The organism is Acetobacter sp. DmW_043, from assembly GCF_002153485.1.
Lineage (GTDB): Bacteria > Pseudomonadota > Alphaproteobacteria > Acetobacterales > Acetobacteraceae > Acetobacter > Acetobacter thailandicus.
The window spans coordinates 1-19,090 of sequence record NZ_JOMN01000008.1 but is presented as its reverse complement, the minus strand read 5'-3'; the positions used below and the strand labels follow the sequence as shown (position 1 = coordinate 19,090).

General features: G+C 50.7%; 16 protein-coding genes and 1 tRNA gene. 13 read left to right on the top strand and 4 right to left on the bottom strand.

Features of this window, described 5'->3' with window-relative positions; genetic code table 11:
* Positions 1-9: 9 nt before the first annotated feature.
* Entirely contained in the window at positions 10-1,131 is a 1,122-nt protein-coding gene (locus HK11_RS02310) for a glycerophosphodiester phosphodiesterase (RefSeq protein WP_086553735.1), read from the top strand.
* 74 nt (positions 1,132-1,205) lie between these two features.
* On the top strand, positions 1,206-1,895 hold the full coding sequence (locus HK11_RS02305; protein ID WP_086553734.1) for a histidine phosphatase family protein: 690 nt from the start codon (positions 1,206-1,208) through the stop codon (positions 1,893-1,895).
* A gap of 23 nt (positions 1,896-1,918) precedes the next feature.
* On the opposite strand, the gene treF is transcribed toward HK11_RS02305, so the two are convergent.
* Entirely contained in the window at positions 1,919-4,072 is a 2,154-nt protein-coding gene (gene treF, locus HK11_RS02300) for an alpha,alpha-trehalase TreF (protein ID WP_233133270.1), read from the bottom strand.
* A 192-nt stretch (positions 4,073-4,264) separates the two neighbouring features.
* On the opposite strand from treF, the gene tldD reads away from it, so the two are divergent.
* Positions 4,265-5,722 (top strand): metalloprotease TldD, encoded by a 1,458-nt coding sequence (gene tldD, locus HK11_RS02295; protein ID WP_086553733.1) that lies wholly within the window; start codon positions 4,265-4,267, stop codon positions 5,720-5,722.
* 81 nt (positions 5,723-5,803) lie between these two features.
* Positions 5,804-7,063, top strand: a complete 1,260-nt coding sequence (gene tyrS, locus HK11_RS02290) for a tyrosine--tRNA ligase (RefSeq protein ID WP_086553732.1) — start codon at positions 5,804-5,806, stop codon at positions 7,061-7,063.
* Positions 7,064-7,098: 35 nt separating this feature from the next.
* Here the strand turns inward: tyrS and HK11_RS02285 are convergent, their stop codons facing one another.
* Complete coding sequence (locus HK11_RS02285; RefSeq protein WP_233127719.1) at positions 7,099-8,007, bottom strand: site-specific DNA-methyltransferase; 909 nt, start codon at positions 8,005-8,007, stop codon at positions 7,099-7,101.
* A gap of 245 nt (positions 8,008-8,252) precedes the next feature.
* On the opposite strand from HK11_RS02285, the gene HK11_RS02280 reads away from it, so the two are divergent.
* Positions 8,253-8,951, top strand: a complete 699-nt coding sequence (locus tag HK11_RS02280) for a hypothetical protein (protein WP_086553731.1) — start codon at positions 8,253-8,255, stop codon at positions 8,949-8,951.
* 9 nt (positions 8,952-8,960) lie between these two features.
* Here HK11_RS02280 and HK11_RS02275 read toward each other — a convergent pair whose 3' ends face one another.
* Complete coding sequence (locus HK11_RS02275) at positions 8,961-9,428, bottom strand: methylated-DNA--[protein]-cysteine S-methyltransferase (protein WP_086553730.1); 468 nt, start codon at positions 9,426-9,428, stop codon at positions 8,961-8,963.
* Positions 9,429-9,581: 153 nt separating this feature from the next.
* On the opposite strand from HK11_RS02275, the gene mnmE reads away from it, so the two are divergent.
* From mnmE to HK11_RS02245, 6 genes are all read left to right on the top strand, one after another.
* Positions 9,582-10,904, top strand: coding sequence for a tRNA uridine-5-carboxymethylaminomethyl(34) synthesis GTPase MnmE (gene mnmE / locus HK11_RS02270; RefSeq protein WP_086553729.1), 1,323 nt, complete (start codon positions 9,582-9,584; stop codon positions 10,902-10,904).
* Between the two features lie 24 nt (positions 10,905-10,928).
* On the top strand, positions 10,929-12,800 hold the full coding sequence (mnmG, locus tag HK11_RS02265) for a tRNA uridine-5-carboxymethylaminomethyl(34) synthesis enzyme MnmG (protein WP_086553728.1): 1,872 nt from the start codon (positions 10,929-10,931) through the stop codon (positions 12,798-12,800).
* On the top strand, positions 12,794-13,390 hold the full coding sequence (gene rsmG / locus HK11_RS02260; RefSeq protein ID WP_369822911.1) for a 16S rRNA (guanine(527)-N(7))-methyltransferase RsmG: 597 nt from the start codon (positions 12,794-12,796) through the stop codon (positions 13,388-13,390). The genes mnmG and rsmG overlap by 7 nt, the downstream gene beginning before the upstream one ends.
* A 1-nt stretch (position 13,391) precedes the next feature.
* On the top strand, positions 13,392-14,174 hold the full coding sequence (locus HK11_RS02255; RefSeq protein WP_086553859.1) for a ParA family protein: 783 nt from the start codon (positions 13,392-13,394) through the stop codon (positions 14,172-14,174).
* A 2-nt stretch (positions 14,175-14,176) separates the two neighbouring features.
* Complete coding sequence (locus HK11_RS02250) at positions 14,177-15,100, top strand: ParB/RepB/Spo0J family partition protein (protein WP_086553726.1); 924 nt, start codon at positions 14,177-14,179, stop codon at positions 15,098-15,100.
* A gap of 66 nt (positions 15,101-15,166) precedes the next feature.
* A tRNA-Lys gene (locus HK11_RS02245) sits at positions 15,167-15,242 on the top strand.
* A gap of 32 nt (positions 15,243-15,274) precedes the next feature.
* Here HK11_RS02245 and HK11_RS02240 read toward each other — a convergent pair.
* A complete protein-coding gene (locus HK11_RS02240; RefSeq protein ID WP_086553725.1) occupies positions 15,275-16,174 on the bottom strand; it encodes a LysR family transcriptional regulator in 900 nt (299 codons plus the stop codon).
* 167 nt (positions 16,175-16,341) lie between these two features.
* Here HK11_RS02240 and HK11_RS02235 point away from each other — a divergent pair, with 167 nt between their 5' ends.
* Both HK11_RS02235 and HK11_RS02230 read left to right on the top strand, forming a co-directional pair.
* The gene (locus HK11_RS02235) at positions 16,342-17,499 is read left to right on the top strand and encodes an iron-containing alcohol dehydrogenase (RefSeq protein ID WP_086553724.1); all 1,158 of its coding nucleotides are present in this window, start codon (positions 16,342-16,344) and stop codon (positions 17,497-17,499) included.
* Between the two features lie 47 nt (positions 17,500-17,546).
* The gene (locus HK11_RS02230; protein WP_086553723.1) at positions 17,547-19,040 is read left to right on the top strand and encodes a CoA-acylating methylmalonate-semialdehyde dehydrogenase; all 1,494 of its coding nucleotides are present in this window, start codon (positions 17,547-17,549) and stop codon (positions 19,038-19,040) included.
* Positions 19,041-19,090 lie beyond the last annotated feature (50 nt).

The window sequence follows — 19,090 nt, the reverse complement described above, 5'->3', positions numbered from 1 at the left end:
GGCGTGGCTATGGTTTCTTTTTCACGTCGTTCCTTACTGTGCGCTACTCTGGCAATGCCTGTCATTGCCAGAGGTTTTAAAGCCAGTTCAGCTCAGGCCACTCCGTCTTTAGCACCAAAGCCTCTGGTTTTTGCGCATCGTGGCTGTTCAGCACAAAGGCCTGAGCATACGCTGGGTTCATATGCAAAAGCGATTGCAGATGGAGCTGATTTTGTTGAGCCTGATCTTGTGCCAACAAAAGATGGTGTTCTGGTTTGCCGTCATGAAAGTAATATTGTAGAAACCAGTGATGTTGCGAGCCGGCCAGAGTTTGCAAACCGACGCCGGACAATGGTGATTGATGGCAGAGAGGAAAACGGATGGTTTACGACCGACTTTACTCTGGCTGAATTAAAAACTCTTCGTGCACGTGAGCGTTTGCCGCAATTACGCCCTCATAATACTCGTTATAACGGGCGCTTTGATATTCCTACTTTTGAGGAAATGATTGATTTTGTTGCGGCTGAATCTGCAGCGCGCGGACGGATTATTGGTATTATTCCTGAAGTAAAAAATTCAACGCATTTTCATGCTCTGGGGCTTGATCCTGAAACCAGATTTCTTGAAGTGATTGCGGCACATGATTATACACGTCAGGCACCACTTGAAGTGCAGTCTTTTGAAACAGGTAACCTGCATAAACTCAATAAGGCTGTAAAAGAGATTAACCCTCAGGCCAGAGTAATGTTTCTGATGGGTGAACGTAATCAGATACCACCTGATTTGCTGGCTAAAGGCGATAAAACCACTTTTGGGCAGCTGATGACACCAGAAGGCCTTAAGCATGTCAGAACGTATGCTGACGTAATTGGTCCGTCTCTCACTGATCTGATCCCGCGTGATGCTCACGGTGCATGGCAAAAGCCAACAACCCTGATTGATGATGCACATGCAGCAGGTTTACTGGTGCATGCCTACACCTGCCGCCCAGAGAATATTTGTCTGCCCCTTCAGCTCCGTAACAATGACGGGGATACAGCGCGCAATATTCCTGGTTCAGTTGCTGAAATGCGCCGTTATCTCGATATGGGGCTTGATGGTTTCTTTACTGATGACCCGGCTATTGGTCGTCAGGCCGTTGATGGTATTTAATCGTTTTATTACTTTGCCTGCTGAGAGGGGGCTTGCTACATAATCAGGGCTAATAGCACGATGGTGGTATAACCTTGAAAAAAAATGTATCAGCTCCCGCTCAGTTTAATCAGGGAAATTTCCTTGATACCCCACAGCTGGCTTCGGGGATTACGCGCTTCTGGTTTGTCAGGCATGCACTGGTTGAACAGAATGCGCGTATGAACCTTTATGGCACCCTTGATGTGCCATTATGCCCGGACACACTCATTGCGCAGCGTCCGATGTATGAAGCTCTCGCAGCACGCCTGCCGAGGGAGGCACACTGGCTGGTTACGCCTCTTTCACGCACCAGAAAAACAGCTGAAGCGATATGGGATGCAGGCTATGGTCCGGCGCATGCAGACGTTGAACAAGGCTTTATTGAACAAAATCTTGGAGAGTGGCAGGGAATGCCTCACAGTGATGTCACTGCTTATCTGCATATGCCGCCACATCCGTTCTGGCCTGTTTCAGCGACTGAGTGCCCCCCTGGTGGTGAGAGTATGGTCGAGGTGACTGCCCGTGCAGGTCGCGCCCTTGATCGCCTTTCGCACCAGTATGCGGGACAAAACATTATTGCGGTCAGTCATGGCGGAGCTATTCGTGCCGCTCTGTCACATGCATTGTCTGTTCATATAGAAACAGCCTTACATTTTTCAATTCAGAATTTGTCTGTGACTATTCTCGAACGTCTTGATGAAGGCTGGCGTGTTGTAACAGTTAATGAACTTCCCGGTATATAATATTGTTTTTAAGACCTTCTCCATTAAGGAGAAGGGTCTTTAGAGTTCACTCTTTCCTGCGGTGGTGGTGGATTTACGACCTGGGGGGATGGTTCAGTATGCAGAGCAGACAGAGGCATACCTTTAACAGGTGATTTTTCGGTGATAGAAATTTCCGGCCCTTTAGCGTTCCAGGCATCTACCGGCGGCAAAGGCTGCTGATCCGGCTGGTCTGCTAATGGATTTTTATCAAGAATATTACGCATTTTTTGCGGGTAGCGGTTCATAAGTCCCAGAAGTGTACCATTTGTCCAGCCAAACCCAATCTGCATCGGGTATTCTCCGCCTCCGGCACCACCTTTAGGGTTTATTTGTTCAGATACAACATCATATTTTTCGAGCAGAACACCACTTTTCTCATATGTTCCAATAACACGTTCCATCCAGCGCCGTGCAATTTCTTCTGCCAGTTTACTATGACCATATTGTTCAAGCCCCTTAATACTCATCCACTCATTAGGAGCCCAGCCATTAGGATAGTCCCACTGTTGTCCTGTTTCACGATCTGTTTGTGTTAAACCTCCTTTTTTCAGAAGGTGTTTTTCAATTGTTTCTGCAACGGCATCAGCTTGCTTTTGTGACGCCAGATGAAAAAAGAGAGGCACGGTTGTTGCAACAGATAAAATATCGCTTTGTTTTTTTGTCTTCCAGTTATAATCAAAATAAGCACCTTTCTGAGCATTCCATAAATACGTGTTAATAGCATTGGTAAGCTCAACAGCCTGTCTTGTGAAAAATGCTTCTTCCTCCTTATTGTTTTTGAGGGCATAGGCATGAGCAAGAGTTTGCTCAAGATGTACCATAAGGCAGTTATATTCTATAATGACCAGTGATGTTGCCTGAATTGTTGAAAGTGTTTTGCCATCTGCCAGCCAGCGGGATGAATAATCCCAGCCGGTTTCAGCACCGGCTCTCAGATTTCGCCACAGGTCAGCTTTATCACGCTTTGTTTTTTCGGCTGTTTCAATATCCTGAATATAGCTTTCATCCCGGGGGGTATCCATATCGTCCCATGGGCGAAACATAATGCTTCCATCATCAAGTTTTACAACATGATGAGATGCGCTGCCGGGTTTCAGGTCAGCCATTCCTTTCGTCCAGTAGTCATATTCACGTCGCAATGCCGGAAGGAAAGTGGTGTATGTTATTTGTCCGTCATGACTTGCCAGAAGATCAAGCATAACCGAGAAAAACGGAGGCTGTGACCGGCCCATATAATATGTACGATTACCGTTAGGCATAAAGCCATAACGATCAATGAGAGAGGCTATATTTTTTACCATGTTACGCATCAGGTCGATATGCTGATCTTCATAAAGACCGATCATTGTAAAATATGTGTCCCAGTAATAACATTCCGAAAAACGCCCTCCGGGAACAATATAATCATTTGGCAAAGAGAGTAAGGATGACCAGGCAACAGGCTGATCTGCTTTGCGGGTTAAAACATCCCACATCCCACTTATATAATCTCTTACATTTTCATCAGGTTTTCGAGAATAGGATGCTGTTCGTAACACGGGCATAGTAAAATGTTTTGTTACGAATGTTTTCAGGTCAAAACCGGGTTTATCTTTTTCCTGTTTCCACAAAGCAACCAGAGAGTCAGGAGACTGGTCTGGTGTCGCATCAGAGGCAGATTTTGGATCTGTATAGATTTTGGCACGATGTATCGCAACAAAAAGATCTCCGAGTGAGACCGAAGGCGGTCTTAAATCCTGCGGTACAACCATCGGAGAAATAATAGGTGTTGCAGTCGCCTGGGGCGAAGGTAAGGGCAGTGACGGCTGTGCTGTTGTTGTATCTGCCGCAGCTGTCTGTGTCTCAGTTGTGCTTTCTTTAACTTCGTCAGGTATGGCTGAAAGCCCGGCAGGCGCAGATAATGCAGCATGCTGAATTGCCGTCTCCGGAGCGGGAGCCTCAGCCCCTGTAGCCTGTTCAACTGTTGCAGGTGCTGCTGCCGGAGGTTCAGAAGGAAGGGCTACATGTTCTATCGCCGTAGCCGGGGCAGAGGGCGTCTCTGCCGGTGCTGCCATAACGGGAGAATTTAATATTGCAAGAAGGGTGATGCACACAGAGCCTGTGGCTGACAGAGCGGAATAACTTATAAGGTTTTTTTTATGGTGCGATATGCTCATAGTCTGTTGTCTTCCCGGCAATAAAGTGTCTCTTCGCGGCATCAGAGTTATGGTGAAGAGAGTATGCACATCCTGGAGTAAAACGGGCAGAGTTTGGAAGGGTTTAATGTTCCCCCTGCACGCGCTATATTTTTTCGTAATCAGTGATGCTTTACAGTGTGTCGTTACGATCCTTATTCAGGAGTGTTAATCATGTCGTCTCATTCTTCAAGCCCCGGAGCTCTTGCTGTTACAGATGATCTGTTTTTCAGGCGTCCGGAGGCCCTTCTGGCACAGAATGAGGCCGAAAGTCTGACTCATTCTGCCTTGGATGGTATGGATGATGGTGAATTGTTTCTTGAGTATCGTGAAAGTGAAAGCATTTCGCTTGATGACGGAGTGATCCGCTCAGCGTCTTTTAATACCAGTTGTGGCTTTGGTTTGCGCTCTGTTCTGGGGGAGGAAACCGGTTTTGCTCACTCAGATGACCTGAGTAAGACAGCACTGAAACGGGCAGCTGAAACGGTATCTGCGGTCAGGGCAGGGCGGTCAGGGGTTATGGCCCTGCCTCCACGTTCAACCAATACACGCCTCTATACCGACGCTAATCCGCTAGGTGAGAGCGATTTTGCAGCCCGCTCAGGGCTTTTGTCACAGATTGATGCCTATGCCCGTGGTAAGGATAGCCGCGTAGTGCAGGTTATGGCCTCATTGTCAGGTGAATGGCAGGCCGTGCAGATTATACGTGCTGATGGTTCACGTGTGGCTGATTTACGCCCGCTGGTGCGGCTGAATGTTTCTGTTGTCGCAGAGCAGAATGGCAAACGTGAAAGTGGTAGCCATGGTCTGGGAGGGCGTTATGAGATCAATCGCCTGCTGGAGTCTGAAACATGGCAGTCTGCTGCTGACGAAGCTCTGAGGCAGGCGCTGGTCGCTCTTGATGCGCGTCCGGCTCCGGCCGGAGAGATGGAGGTTGTTCTTGGTGCTGGCTGGCCTGGCATTTTGCTGCATGAAGCTGTGGGCCATGGTCTTGAAGGTGATTTTAACCGTAAAGGTACATCCGCTTTCGCCGGCATGATGGGTAAGCAGATCGCAGCTCCCGGTGTTACAGTTATTGATGATGGTTCACTTCCTGACCGGCGCGGCAGCCTGACTATCGACGATGAGGGCACACCAGCCGGCCGCACGGTGCTTATCGAGGATGGGATTCTCACAGGCTACCTCCAGGACCGTCAGAATGCTCGTCTCATGAATATGGCTCCGACGGGTAATGGTCGTCGTCAGTCTTATGCACACGTGCCTCTGCCACGTATGACCAATACGATTATGATGCCAGGCCAGGCTTCAGTTGATGACATGATCCGTTCGGTGAAGCGTGGTCTGTATGCCGTTCATTTTGGTGGCGGGCAGGTTGATATAACGTCAGGAAAATTTGTTTTCTCAGCATCTGAGGCATATCTGATCGAAGATGGTAAAGTAACTGCACCCGTTAAGGGGGCAACACTGATTGGCAGCGGTGCTGAGGCTATGAGACAGGTTTCTATGATCGGCAGTGATATGGCGCTTGATCCTGGCATTGGTGTCTGTGGAAAAGCCGGGCAGGGGGTTCCTGTAGGTGTAGGGCAGCCAACCCTGAAAATGACGGGGCTTACAGTAGGTGGTACAGCCTGATAACTGACACAGCCATAGGCCTGGCCAGGGCATGGTTTGTTAATATCAGCATGATGCAGCGCGACAGAATAAGGTAAGACAATGGTTGAGAACGGCTATAGCAGCTCTTTTATGCAGGAAGCTTCGGCTCGGGGTTTTATTTTCCAGTGCACAGACCCGCAGGCACTTGATGAAGCCATGGCAAAGGGGCCTGTGGCTGCGTATATAGGGTTTGACCCCACAGCTGACAGCCTGCATGTGGGCAGCCTTATTCAGATTATGATGCTGCGTTTGCTGCAAAAACATGGCCACAGGCCTGTGGCGCTGGTGGGTGGTGGTACAGCCCGTATTGGTGATCCGTCTTTCCGTGAAGAAGCACGCAGACTGATGACAGAGGACATCATTCAGTCCAATCTTGCCGGTATTGAGGGGTGTCTGCGGCAGTTTCTTCGCTTTGGTGAAAATACGTCTGATGTCAGGCTGGTCAATAATGCAGACTGGCTTGATAAGCTGGCTTATATCGACCTGCTACGTGATGTCGGAGTGCATTTCTCGATTAATCGTATGCTCGCATTTGACTCAGTTAAAAATCGTCTCGACCGCGATCAGGGGCTGACTTTCCTTGAGTTTAATTACTCGATCCTTCAGTCATATGATTTCCGTGAACTCAACCGTCGTCATGGTGTGACCCTGCAGCTTGGCGGATCAGACCAGTGGGGTAATATTGTCTCAGGTGTTGATCTGGTGCGCCGTACAGACCAGACGCAGGTCATGGGGCTGACAACACCGCTGCTGACCACGTCCTCCGGTGCTAAAATGGGTAAAACAGCGAACGGTGCCGTCTGGCTGTCAGAGGCGCGTTTACCGGTGTTCGATTACTGGCAGTTCTGGCGTAATGTGGAAGATGCTGACACAGGTCGCTTTCTGCGCCTCTTTACCGAACTGCCTCTGGATGAGTGTGAGCGTCTGGCTGCGTTTGAGGGCGCAGACATTAACGAAGCCAAGAAAATTCTGGCAACAGAGGCAACGGCACTGTGTCATGGCCGTGAGGCTGCCGAGGCTGCGGCTGAGGCTGCACGTAAGACTTTTGAGGAGGGTCAGCTTGTTGCAGATGATCTGCCCGTCTACACGGTCTCTGAAGCTGATCTGACAGAGGGTATTCCTGTTTTCCGCCTGCTTGCTGAATCTGGTCTTGTTAAAACCAACGGTGAAGCCCGCCGTTTAATTCGCGGTGGTGGTGCACGGGTTAACATGGTTGCTGTGAAAGATGAAAATCAGCTGATTACGCATCAGGATACAGTTGATGGCGCAATTCGCCTCTCGTCAGGCAAAAAGCATCATATTCAGGTAAGAGTTGCCTGATTAAAGGTGTGTGGCCAGCAGAGCAGGGGGTAAAATTATCCCCTGCTATTTTTTTGTATGATTTGCTGGCGCCGGCTGAGTTTTCTGACCGGCATACCAGCCCTCCGGCTCTCTGCTATTGTGTTTATGCGCGCAACGCAGGTTTCAATATAATCGGCATCAATCTCAAAACCTGTGCCGTAGTGGCCCAGCTGTTCAGCTGCGGCAAGTGTCGTGCCAGATCCCAGGAAGGGATCAATAACGGTAAGATTGTCCCCTCCGTGCAGTTTCATGCAGCGTATGGGTAATTCTTCAGGGAAACTTGCCGGGTGATTAAATTTCTGTGTTTTTGAGAGGACTGTTTTGTAAGGGATGTGCCACACATTCCCTGCGCAGCGTTTATCGCGCGTATGACCCCAGCGGGAAATGTTAGATTTATCTTTAAAAGGCACGCCAACTGCCAGGCGGTCTATTGTATTTGTGCCGGTTTTTGTAAAATGAAAAATATGCTCATAATTATTGTTGAGAAAGCGTGGGCTGTTAATTGGTTTAAAATGGCCAAAACTTTCTTCATCAATGCTGATCGACTTTACCCATATAATGTTATTTTGCAGAATAAACTCATGCCTGAAAGCTGAGGCAATTTCGTGGGTAAGCCACGGATCTGCACCGGTGCCGCCGACATTGAGAAAAAACGATCCATCTTCTTTTAAAATACGATCAAGCTGCTCGCTCAGTCGTGCCAGCCATTTAAGGTATTGAAGGCGGGGCATTGTGTCATCATATGAGTTGTAGCTCAGGCCAATATTATAAGGCGGTGAGGTAATGATGATATCAGCACAGGCATCGGGCAGGCGTTTAATCTGTTTCAGGCAGTCTCCCTGCACAATAGTCTGCCGGCCAGCTGTTGTGACGTTACGTGAAAAACAGGCTGCCAGCATCTTCTCTGGTGCGGTGTGCGTCATGAAGCAGTTGCCTTTGGATTGACGTTTTTCTGAGCAGAGCAGACACTCAGAAATATGGTCTGCACAGGAGAAGACCCGCAGAGTCCATCTCCTCCTGGCTAGTACGCAATAAATGATGTTGTCAATGCGTTTTAGAGTTTTTGCGGGGGAACGGGGTGAAGGTAACCCGCCTTATCAGCGCCATGAGATTGCCTTCTTATTTCTGAAAAATATGGTTTTCCATGGCAGACGAACAGGAGCAGGACATGGGTAAAAAAGTCATTTTTAAAAATATAATGGCCTCTCTGGTGTTGCTGACATCGTCTGCTATGCCGCTGGTTTGTGCTTCTGCACATCCAGGTGGTGGCCCTGGCGGAGGCTTTCACGGTGGTGGCCCTGGCGGAGGTTTTCACGGTGGTGGCCCTGGTGGAGGTTTTCACGGTGGTGGCCCTGGCGGAGGTTTTCATGGTGGTGGCCCTGGTGGAGGTTTTCACGGTGGTGGTCCTGGTGGAGGTTTTCACGGTGGTGGTCCAGGCGGAGGTTTTCACGGCGGTGGTCCCCGGTGGGGAGGCCCCGGCCCTGGCTGGGGTGGTCCTCGATGGGGTGGTCCCGGCTGGGGAGGCCCTGGCTGGGGTGGTGGTTATGGCTGGAGCTGGGTTGGTCCTGGCTGGGGCTGGGGTGGCCCCGGCTGGGGTTGGGGCTGGGGCTGGCAAACGCCGTTTCTTGTCGGTTCCGCTGTAGGGCTGGTTGCCGGAGGGCTGGTCGCGGCATCTGCTATGCCGGTGGCAGACAGCTCTTATTATGCTGATCAGAGCTACTACGCGACGCCGGATTATTATGCGGGCAGCCCTGCGCCCGCGGCCTCAACCTATGCGCCTCCGGCTTATGCTGCCCCATCAGATGTTGTCAGGTGCAGTGCAGGGCGCGTTTTCAACTCAATGACGGAGAGCTGTGTGCCACGCTAAAGAGAGATTTTATTTTTTAGCAAAGGGGAGGGTAGCCTCTTCAAGTTCCAGGAGCCAGAGTTTATCATCAATGCCACCATCCCCTGAATAGCCTCCTGGATGCGTTGAACTAACGATACGATGGCAGGGAATAAGAATAGGAATGGGGTTGCGCCCCACAGCCTGTCCGGCAGAGCGCGGGCTACCACCGGCACGCTCTGCCAGTTCTTTATAGGTTATGACTGTTCCGACCGGGATATCACATAACGCAGCCCATATTTTCTTCTGATATACGGTGCCAAAAGGTTCCAGAGGCAACGGGAAGGGCTTTGCTGTTTTCGGGTCATCAAACCACTGATCAAGCCAGTCACGTGCTTCGCAGAGCTGTGGGTTTTCAGTCTGGTCACGACCCCACCCCCAGTCGAGAGAGATAAGCTTACCATCCTCCTCAGTGAGGGTGAGTGGCCCAAGGGGGGAGTGAAGAGAGAGCTGAGGCATCAGAGATATCCTGTGTAAGACGGAGCGAGGCCTGTAAGGCAGAGTATTTATTGGGTATCTTATACCGTCTGGTCAGATTTTATGTTGCTTTTTTGGCTTCCGGAATAGATGAACGGTGCAGTGACGGGCCTGTAGAAGAGGATGAAGCAAAATATGGCTTATCAGCATAACGAAACCATTTTTGCTCTGTCTACAGGGCTTGAGCGTGCAGCTATAGCGGTTATGCGTGTCAGCGGGGCAGGGAGTGCTGTTTTGCTTCAGCAGTTATGCGGCACGTTGCCGGCACCCAGGCGCGCTGTGTTGCGGCGTGTCTGGCGTGACAGCGCTGTGAAGGATAACCTGCTAGATGAAGCTGTTGTACTCTGGTTTCCTGGCCCGGAGAGTTATACCGGGGAGGATGGGTTTGAGCTTCATCTTCATGCCGGGCCTGCTATTATCAGTGCGGTAGCTGAAGCCCTTGTGCAGAGTGGTGCAAGACCTGCCGAGCCGGGTGAATTTACACGCAGAGCGTTTACTAACGGACGGATGGATCTGGTCGAGGCGGAGGGGATTGCTGACCTTATAGCCGCTGAAACAGAAAGTCAGCGTAAACTGGCTCTGGCGCAGTCAGATGGCGCTTTGAGCAAATTGTATCAGAACTGGCGCGAACGTCTGAAATACATCCTGGCTTATCAGGAAGCGCTTATTGATTTTCCTGATGAGAATCTGCCACAGGAAACAGAGCAGAAATTAACAGATGAGATCAGTAACCTGATTGCAGAAATGCAAAGCCATTTGCAGGATGGTGAAAAAGGGGAGCGTATTCGTCGGGGTGTCGTGTTTGCTATTGCCGGGCCACCTAATGCAGGCAAATCCAGCCTGCTTAACTGGCTGGCTGAACGCGATGCAGCGATTGTTTCTTCAGTAGAGGGCACAACGCGTGACGCGATTGAGGTCGGGGGCACACTGGCAGGTGTGCGCGTGACTTTTATCGATACAGCTGGTTTGCGTGAAACTGAGGATATTATTGAGGCTGAAGGGGTCAGGCGGGCACTGTTTCACGTGAAACATGCAGATTGTGTTTTGCAGATGTTCCCCGGAGCGACTATACCGGAAGAGGTTTTTCCTGATGCCATACTGATAGGGAATAAAGCTGATCTGAGCCCGGTTCCCTCAGAGGTTCATGAGCATGAAGTGATCCCCGTCAGTCTGAAAACAGGAGAGGGGTTGAAGGCCCTGCGGCATGTTCTGGAGCGTAAGGTTGAAAGCCTGACAGCCCGCCTGCCAGGGAGTGCCCCGTTGCTGACGCGTGCCCGGCATCGTGCTGGTGTGCAGGAGGCACAGCAGAGTCTGGCTGCAGCGCTTGAGCAGCAGTGGCCGGAGCTGCGGGGTGAAGAAATTCGGCTTGCTATGCGTGCTCTGGGCCGTATTACAGGTCTGGTTGGAGTTGAAGATGTGCTTGATGCGATATTTGGGCAGTTTTGTATTGGAAAATAACTGCGGTGAAAAAGGCCTGATGTGGTGACTCAGCGTTATGATGTGATTGTTGTTGGTGGTGGGCATGCTGGCTGTGAAGCTGCCGCGGCTGCTGCACGGTGTGGTGCGCATACACTGTTGCTGACCCATAAAAAAAGCACGGTTGGTGCCATGTCGTGCAACCCCGCTATCGGAGGTATCGGTAAAGGGCATCTGGTGCGTGAGATTGATGCGCTTGATGGTATTATGGCACGTGCTGCTGACCGTGCGGGCATTCATTTCAAATTGCTTAACCGCTCCAAGGGGCCTGCTGTGCAGGGGCCGCGGGCTCAGGCTGATCGTTTTTTATATCGTCAGGCTATCCAGGAGCTTCTGGCTGAAACTTCGGGTCTTGAGTGCAGAGAAGGTGCCGCCGGCGACCTCCTGACCAATGAACGGGGTGAAGTGACAGGTGTGATCTGTGAAGATGGTACACGTTATGATGCGGGTGCTGTCGTGCTGACTACAGGCACGTTTCTTGGTGGTGTTATTCATATTGGTCATCACTCAGAGCCTGCTGGCCGTACAGGTGAAAAACCTTCAGTGGCTCTGTCTGAACGGCTGAGGAACCTTGGGTTGGCAATCAGCCGGCTCAAGACAGGTACCCCGGCCCGCCTGTTGCGGAGTTCAATCGACTGGGCGGCTCTGGCTGAAGATAAAGGTGATGAAACACCAGAATGCTTCAGTCGTCTGACGCAGTCCATTACAAACCCTCAGATGGTTTGTGCGATCACGGCTACGACTGAAAAAACACACGCGATTATTAATAAACATCTGCATCTTTCAGCCGTTTATGGTGGTGCTATTTCAGGTAAGGGGCCGCGTTACTGTCCGTCAATTGAGGATAAGGTTGTCAGATTTTCTGAAAAAAACAGCCATCAGATTTTTCTTGAACCGGAAGCCTTGCCCGATCATGAAGGCGGGCATCTTGTTTACCCTAATGGTATTTCAACCAGTCTTCCTGCCGATGTGCAGGAGGAGATGATTCACACAATTCCTGGTCTTGAGCGTGCGGTGATCGTACAGCCTGGTTATGCGGTTGAGTATGATTATGTAGACCCGCGTGAGCTGACGACCTCTCTTGAGTTGAGAAAATGCCCTAATCTGTTCCTTGCCGGGCAGATCAACGGAACAACAGGCTATGAAGAAGCCGGTGCTCAGGGTCTGCTGGCTGGAGTAAACGCGGCGCGCAAAGCTGGCGGGCAGGCTGCGGTTACGCTTGATCGTGGTAAAGCATATATTGGTGTGATGATTGATGACCTGACGACACAGGGTGTCAGTGAGCCATATCGTATGTTTACATCGCGTGCTGAGTATCGTCTGACCTTACGTGCAGATAATGCTGACATGCGCCTGACCCGCACCGGTGTGGAGTGGGGGTGTGTTGGTGCTGAACGTCAGGCTGTGTTTGAAAGTGACTGTAAGGCCATTAATGAACTGACCCTGCGTGCAGAGCAGGAAAGCTGGCCTGCTCACATTCTTGCACAGTCAGGCGTCAGAGTGGCGCAGGATGGACGGCGCAGAACATTGCTGGATGTTCTTGGTTACGGCACGGATGAGGATGTGGTTGAAAAGTTAGCGCCCTGGCTGGCGACGGTGCCGCCAAGAGCATTTCAGCATGTTCGTACCGAAGCCCGTTATAAAGGTTATCTGGTCAGGCAGAAGCGGGAAATTAAGCAGCTTGAAGCTGATGGTGAAATACGCTTTCCTGCACAGATGGATTTTGGTGCTATTGGTGGCCTGAGTGCAGAAATGAAAGAGCGTCTTGAACAGGCTCGCCCGGAGAGCTTTAGTGCTGCTCAGAGAATCCCGGGTATGACACCCTCCGCTCTTGTGGCGTTGCTTGTTCACGTTCGTCAGCGCGTGGCAGCATCATGAAGTCTGGTAACAGCATCTCTGTTTCACGTGAAACAGAAGAACGCCTGAAGTGTTTTGTCGAGCTTTTGCTGAAGTGGAACCCGCGTATTAACCTGGTCTCACCCAAAGATATCCATCAGGTGTGGGAGCGGCATGTGCAGGATAGTCTGCAGATTGTGCCTCTGCTTGCCGGAGCGCAAAGTTTTACAGATCTGGGCTCAGGGGGTGGCTTTCCGGGTATCGTTGCCGCGATTGCAACCGGTATTCCGGCAACGCTTGTTGAGTCTGATCAGCGCAAAGCAGTTTTCCTGCGTGAAGCTGCCCGCCTGACCGAAGCTCCGGTTACGGTGCTGGCTGAACGTATTGAGAAAGTGGATATTGCCCCGGCAGATGTGGTGACAGCCCGCGCCCTTGCTGCACTGCCAAAGTTGCTTGAGTGGACAGCGCCACTTTTAAAAAAAGAAGGCCGGGCAGTTTTTCTTAAAGGTCAGAACGCTATCAATGAAATTAAAGATGCTGAGACGTTCTGGCAGATGACTATTCGCTGTCACCCTGGTATGACAGGGCATGACGGATTGATTTTGGAAGTGAGCAATCTTAAACGTGTCTGATATGAACAAAAAAAACGGCAAATGCTTCATTCTGGCCGTTGCAAATCAGAAGGGTGGTGTTGGTAAAACCACAACCGCCATTAACCTGGCTGCAGCTCTGGCTGAGGCGGGCAAAAAAGTCGTTCTGATTGATATGGACCCACAGGGTAACGCTTCAACGGGGCTGGGTGTTGGATATGACGCCCGGCAGGGGGGAGCTTACACACTGCTGATGCATGAAAAGCCCGCTGAAGAATTGCTACAGTCTACAGAGATTGAAGGTCTGTCAGTGATTGCAGCTAACACTGAGCTGGTCGGTGCTGAAATTGAACTGGTTGATGCGGACGAGCGTGAAAATCGTCTGATGTCTGCTGTGCAGCCCCTGACCGGGCAGATGGACTATATTATTATTGACTGCCCACCGAGCCTCAGCCTGCTGACACTTAATGCTCTGGTTGCCGCTAATGGTGTTCTGGCGCCATTGCAGTGTGAATTTTTCGCACTCGAAGGGCTGGGGCACCTGGTTAAAACGATTGATCGTGTTCAGAAAAAACTGAATCCTGACCTGCGTATAACCGGCATTGTGCTGACAATGTATGACCGTCGTAATAATCTCTCTGAGCTGGTCGGTGCTGACGCCCGTAGCTTCTTTGGTGATGATGTTCTTGAAACTGTAATTCCGCGTAACATTCGCATTTCAGAAGCGCAGAGTTATGGTCAGCCTGTGATGATTTATGACCCAAAAGCGAGTGGTGCAGCATCTTATCGTGCTCTGGCTGCGGAAGTTAGTAAAAGGACGGCATAATAATGTCTCGTAAACCTCAGATGCGTCCTAAACTTGGGCGTGGCCTTGCAGCTCTTTTAGGTGATACAGCCCCTCCGGTTATGACGCGTTCTGAAGGCGAGGCAGTGGCACAACAAAACGCAGCTCCTGTCGTGTCTGCCCCGGCAAGTGTGTTGCCGGTAGAAATGCTTGAGCCTGGCCCTTTTCAGCCACGCCAGCATATCGATCCAGATGCCCTGCAGGAGCTTGCTGAATCTATTCGTCTGCGTGGTATTCTTCAGCCCATTCTGGTCAGGCCTAACCCTGATAAAGAGGGTTATTATCAGATTGTCGCGGGTGAGCGTCGCTGGCGTGCAGCACAACTGGCGCAATGTCATACCGTACCGGTTCATGTGCGCGACCTTGATGCTGTCAGCGCAATGGCTGCAGCTCTGGTCGAAAACCTGCAGCGTGCAGATCTGAACCCGATTGAAGAAGCTGAGGGTTTTAGCCGCCTTATAGAGGATTATAGTCTGACGCAGGATGAACTTGCGCTGGCTATTGGCAAATCTCGCCCTCATATTGCTAATACACTACGCCTGCTGCGCTTACCTGAACTGGTCAGAAAAAAGGTTGGCGGTGGTGTTCTTTCAGCTGGTCATGCCAGGGCCTTGCTGACACACCCTGACCCAGCTGCCGGGGCGGAATATGTGCTTGAAAAAGCGCTCTCAGTAAGACAGACCGAGGCTTATGTTCAGGCTGTTCTTGAGCAGGGGGATAAGCCATCTGCGAAAAAGCCGGAAAAAAAAGAAAAAAATCCGGAGATTGTAGCTCTTGAGCGCGATCTTGCTCATCGTCTTGGCCTTAATGTGACGGTCAATTTTGACGGTCAGAAAAAAGGCTCACTGGAGATCCATTATAAAAGTCTTGATCAGCTGGATGCTGTTCTGGCGTTGCTCAAGGCCTGAATTTCTGTCTTGTATTTGGCAGGGGAGAATGATAAAAAATTCTCCACTTACAGTTAAATACTGTGAGGGCGCATAGCTCAGTTGGTAGAGCAGCTGACTCTTAATCAGCGGGTCCAAGGTTCGAGCCCTTGTGCGCCCACCATATCAGGAAAATAAAGTGGTTTCTCTCTTTCATCAGGAAAGAAAGCACTCTTTTTCTTTTTCAACTTCCTGACGTATAAAATCACAAAGATATTTTATACGAGGCACGCTTTGTTCGTCTGCCCGCAGATTAAGCCAGTAATGTCGCTGTATTTTAAGCTCATCTGGTAAAACTCTTATCAGATCCGGGCAGCCTGCTGCCACAAAGGCGGGCAGGGCAGACAGGCAAACGCCCGAGCGTACAGCGGCCATCTGTGCCTGCACGCTTGAGTTCTGAATACGTACCATGCGACGTGAAACACCCAGCTCCTCCAGGTAGTCAAGCTCACGCATAAAAATCATCTCATCAACATAGCCTGCAAAAAGATGGTCAGAGATATCAGATGGCTTTCTGATAGGTTTTTCACGTGAGAGATAATCTCTGGTTGCATAAATGCCGAGGATATAGGCTGTGAGTTTCTCGCAGATAAAACGGTTGTCAGAGGATGGAGTGACCGTAACAGCAATGTCAGCCTGCCGGCGGGAGAGCGCAATAATCTGTTGAATAGTCAGAAGTTCGACAGTTAATGTCGGGTGGCTGCTCAACAGGCTTGCGATACGCCGGGCAAGAAAGAAGTTTGAGAACCCCTCAAGTGAGCTGATGCGTACTATACCGGCAAGCCCGCTGGCAGGGCTGTTAGCCTGTGGAATCTGAAGTGCTTTCTGGTCAATTTCTTCTGCTACAGCAAGCAGGTCTTCGCCATATCGTGTCAGGGCGTAACCGCGCTGGTGCCGTTCGAACAGTATTTTCCCGACAGATTCTTCAAGTGAGGTAATGTGCCTGGCCACAGTTACGTGATCAACGCCCATTAAACGGCCTGCTTCTGACAGTGACCCGGAGCGGGCGACAGCAAGAAAAAACTGCAGATTTCTCCAGTCCAGGCCGCGTTTCATAGCGTTTTGCTCCTTTGGTTTTATGGCCTCTGTGCAAAAACACACAGGGGATGCAGAAAAATACCAGGTTTTCTTCGTAGTTATTTTGCACCCTGATAGTCAGCATAAGAAAACAAAAAAGAGAAAGGAACACCCCCGGGTGTAACCTTTCCGCCAGGAGCAAACGTATGACAGCTCTTTTTTTACCTTCGCTCGTGCGTATCGGGGGAGGCGCTCTGAATGAGTTGCCAGCCGCTCTGCAGCAGGCTGGTCTGAACGCCCCCTTTATTATTACTGACCAGTTCATGGTTAAAACCGGGGTGCTCGGGCGTGTGGTGACCTGCCTTGAGCAGCAGGGCATCTGTGCCGGCTCATTTGGTGACGCTGTGCCAGACCCGACAGTCACTTCGGTTTATAATGCTCTTAAAGCACTCAAATCAGGTCATTATGACTGTGTTATTGGCCTGGGTGGTGGCAGCCCGATTGATACCGCCAAGATGGTTGCTGTACTTGCCAGACACGGTAGCTCACCTGCGGCACTCAAAGTGCCACATATTCAAAATGAACCCGGTTTACCGGTTATTGCCATTCCGACTACAGCAGGGACAGGGTCAGAGGCTACAAAAGTCACGGTGATAACAGACGAAAAAACCGACGAGAAAATGCTCTGCTCCGGTTATGCCTATCTGCCGCGCATTGCCATCGTTGACTATGAACTTACGCTGACAATGCCGCGCCGCCTGACAGCAGATACAGGGCTTGATGCTCTGACACATGCGATAGAGGCTTATGTCTCACAACGTGCCTCAGCCTTTACAGATGGTCTTGCTCTCTCGGCGATGAGACGTATCTGGCACGCTCTGCCTGTGGCCTGCTCTGATCCTGGCAATCACCATGCCAGAGAGCAGATGATGCAGGGAGCTTTTGAGGCAGGTATGGCGTTTTCTAATGCCTCTGTTGCTTTAGTGCATGGTATGAGCCGCCCCATAGGTGCACATTTTCACGTGGCGCATGGTCTCTCCAATGCGATGCTTTTGCCAGAGATCACAGCCTGGTCATGTAGTGGTGCACCAGAGCGTTATGCAGCCTGCGCGAAAATTATGGGTATTGCATCTTCTTCTGCAGATGAGACAGCGGCCTGCACAGCGCTCGTTAACGCATTGCGAGCTATAAGCCAGGAGCTGGATGTGCCTGCACCAGCAGCCTGCGGCATTGATAAAGAACGCTGGTATGCTCTGATCCCTCAGATGGCTGAACAGGCTCTGGCCTCAGGCTCTCCCGCTAATAACCCGCGCGTTCCGGACCACAGCGAGATATCGCGCCTTTATGAGGCCATATGGCGCTGAAGAGCATCCATTCGAAATTCATAAAAACAACAATAAGGCATAAAATAATGAATATTGTACCCCATGTCATTAACGGGCAGCACACGCCGGGACAGAATAAAAACCATAGTGATATTATCAACCCTGCAACGGGTGAGCGTTTGAATAAAGTTGTGCTTGGCACCGCCGATGATCTGGATGTCGCTGTAGCTGCTGCACAGGCGGCTTTTCCGGCCTGGGCAGATACACCGCCGCTCACAAGAGCGCGTATTCTGTTCAGAGCCCGTGACCTGCTTGAAAAACATATTGAGAAATTTGCAGCTGTTATCACTGCTGAGCATGGCAAAACGCTCTCAGATGCCAAAGGCGAGATCATGCGCGGGCTTGAGGTTGTAGAGTTTGCAACCGGCGTGCCTGAGCTATTAAAAGGGGAGTATACCGGGCAGGTCAGCCGTGGCATTGACGCCTGGACCATGCGTCAGCCTCTGGGGATTGCCGCAGGGATCACTCCCTTCAATTTTCCGGTTATGGTGCCGTTGTGGATGGCCCCGCTCGCACTTGCGACGGGCAACTGCTTTATTCTTAAACCTTCAGAGCGTGACCCGTCAGCTTCCGTTTTTCTGGCTGATCTTTTTAAAGAGGCTGGCTTGCCTGATGGTGTGTTTCAGGTTGTGCATGGTGATAAGGATATGGTGAACGCTATTCTGAAACACCCTGGCATTGCCGCTGTCAGCTTTGTTGGTTCGACCCCGGTGGCTAAATATATTTATGCAACTGGTACCGCTCATGGCAAACGGGTGCAGGCTCTGGGCGGAGCAAAAAATCATGCTGTTGTTATGCCTGACTGCGACCTTGAGAAAACAGTCGATGCTTTGATTGGTGCTGCTTATGGCTCGGCAGGTGAGCGGTGTATGGCTGTGTCTGTTGCTGTGGCGGTTGAGCCTGTGGCAGATCGCCTTGTTGAAGAGCTGAGTAAAAAAGTCAAAACGATTGTCATAGGTGAGGGTACTAATACCAGAACTGAGATGGGGCCTCTTATTACCGCGCAGCATAAGGCTCGGGTCGAAACGCTCATTAATTCAGGTGTTGATCAGGGGGCAACGCTGGTCGTTGACGGGCGTAATGTGAGTGTCAAAGGGTTTGAAAAAGGTTTCTTTACCGGTGGCACGCTGTTTGATCACGTGACACCTGAGATGGATATTTATAAAGAAGAAATCTTCGGGCCTGTGTTGTGCGTTGTGCGTGTGCCAGATTTTGAGGCTGCACTAAAGCTGACAAATGACAGTCCGTTTGGTAACGGCACCGCTATTTTTACCCGCGATGGTGATGCCGCACGTACATTTACACAGAGGGTCAATGTAGGAATGGTGGGTGTGAATGTTCCGCTTCCGGTTCCTATGGCGTTTCATTCTTTTGGCGGCTGGAAAGATTCTCTGTTTGGTGATCACCACATGCACGGTCCGGAGGGTGTGCGTTTCTTTACGCGGCTTAAAGCTGTGACGCAGCGCTGGCCTGCGGGGGTAAGGTCAGGGGCTGAATTTGTGATGCCAACGCTGGGCTAGCCACTTTACAATAATAAACCCGCCACAGGAAAAAAATCCTATGGCGGGGT

What these genes read in the sequence shown, in the direction of transcription:
- HK11_RS02310 (WP_086553735.1), top strand. Translation starts at nt 10, where the DNA reads ATGGTTTCTTTTTCACGTCGTTCCTTACTGTGCGCTACTCTGGCAATG.
- treF (WP_233133270.1), bottom strand. Translation starts at nt 4,072, where the DNA reads ATGAGCATATCGCACCATAAAAAAAACCTTATAAGTTATTCCGCTCTG.
- tldD (WP_086553733.1), top strand. Translation starts at nt 4,265, where the DNA reads ATGTCGTCTCATTCTTCAAGCCCCGGAGCTCTTGCTGTTACAGATGAT.
- tyrS (WP_086553732.1), top strand. Translation starts at nt 5,804, where the DNA reads ATGGTTGAGAACGGCTATAGCAGCTCTTTTATGCAGGAAGCTTCGGCT.
- HK11_RS02285 (WP_233127719.1), bottom strand. Translation starts at nt 8,007, where the DNA reads ATGACGCACACCGCACCAGAGAAGATGCTGGCAGCCTGTTTTTCACGT.
- HK11_RS02280 (WP_086553731.1), top strand. Translation starts at nt 8,253, where the DNA reads ATGGGTAAAAAAGTCATTTTTAAAAATATAATGGCCTCTCTGGTGTTG.
- HK11_RS02275 (WP_086553730.1), bottom strand. Translation starts at nt 9,428, where the DNA reads ATGCCTCAGCTCTCTCTTCACTCCCCCCTTGGGCCACTCACCCTCACT.
- mnmE (WP_086553729.1), top strand. Translation starts at nt 9,582, where the DNA reads ATGGCTTATCAGCATAACGAAACCATTTTTGCTCTGTCTACAGGGCTT.
- HK11_RS02255 (WP_086553859.1), top strand. Translation starts at nt 13,392, where the DNA reads ATGAACAAAAAAAACGGCAAATGCTTCATTCTGGCCGTTGCAAATCAG.
- HK11_RS02250 (WP_086553726.1), top strand. Translation starts at nt 14,177, where the DNA reads ATGTCTCGTAAACCTCAGATGCGTCCTAAACTTGGGCGTGGCCTTGCA.
- HK11_RS02240 (WP_086553725.1), bottom strand. Translation starts at nt 16,174, where the DNA reads ATGAAACGCGGCCTGGACTGGAGAAATCTGCAGTTTTTTCTTGCTGTC.
- HK11_RS02235 (WP_086553724.1), top strand. Translation starts at nt 16,342, where the DNA reads ATGACAGCTCTTTTTTTACCTTCGCTCGTGCGTATCGGGGGAGGCGCT.
- HK11_RS02230 (WP_086553723.1), top strand. Translation starts at nt 17,547, where the DNA reads ATGAATATTGTACCCCATGTCATTAACGGGCAGCACACGCCGGGACAG.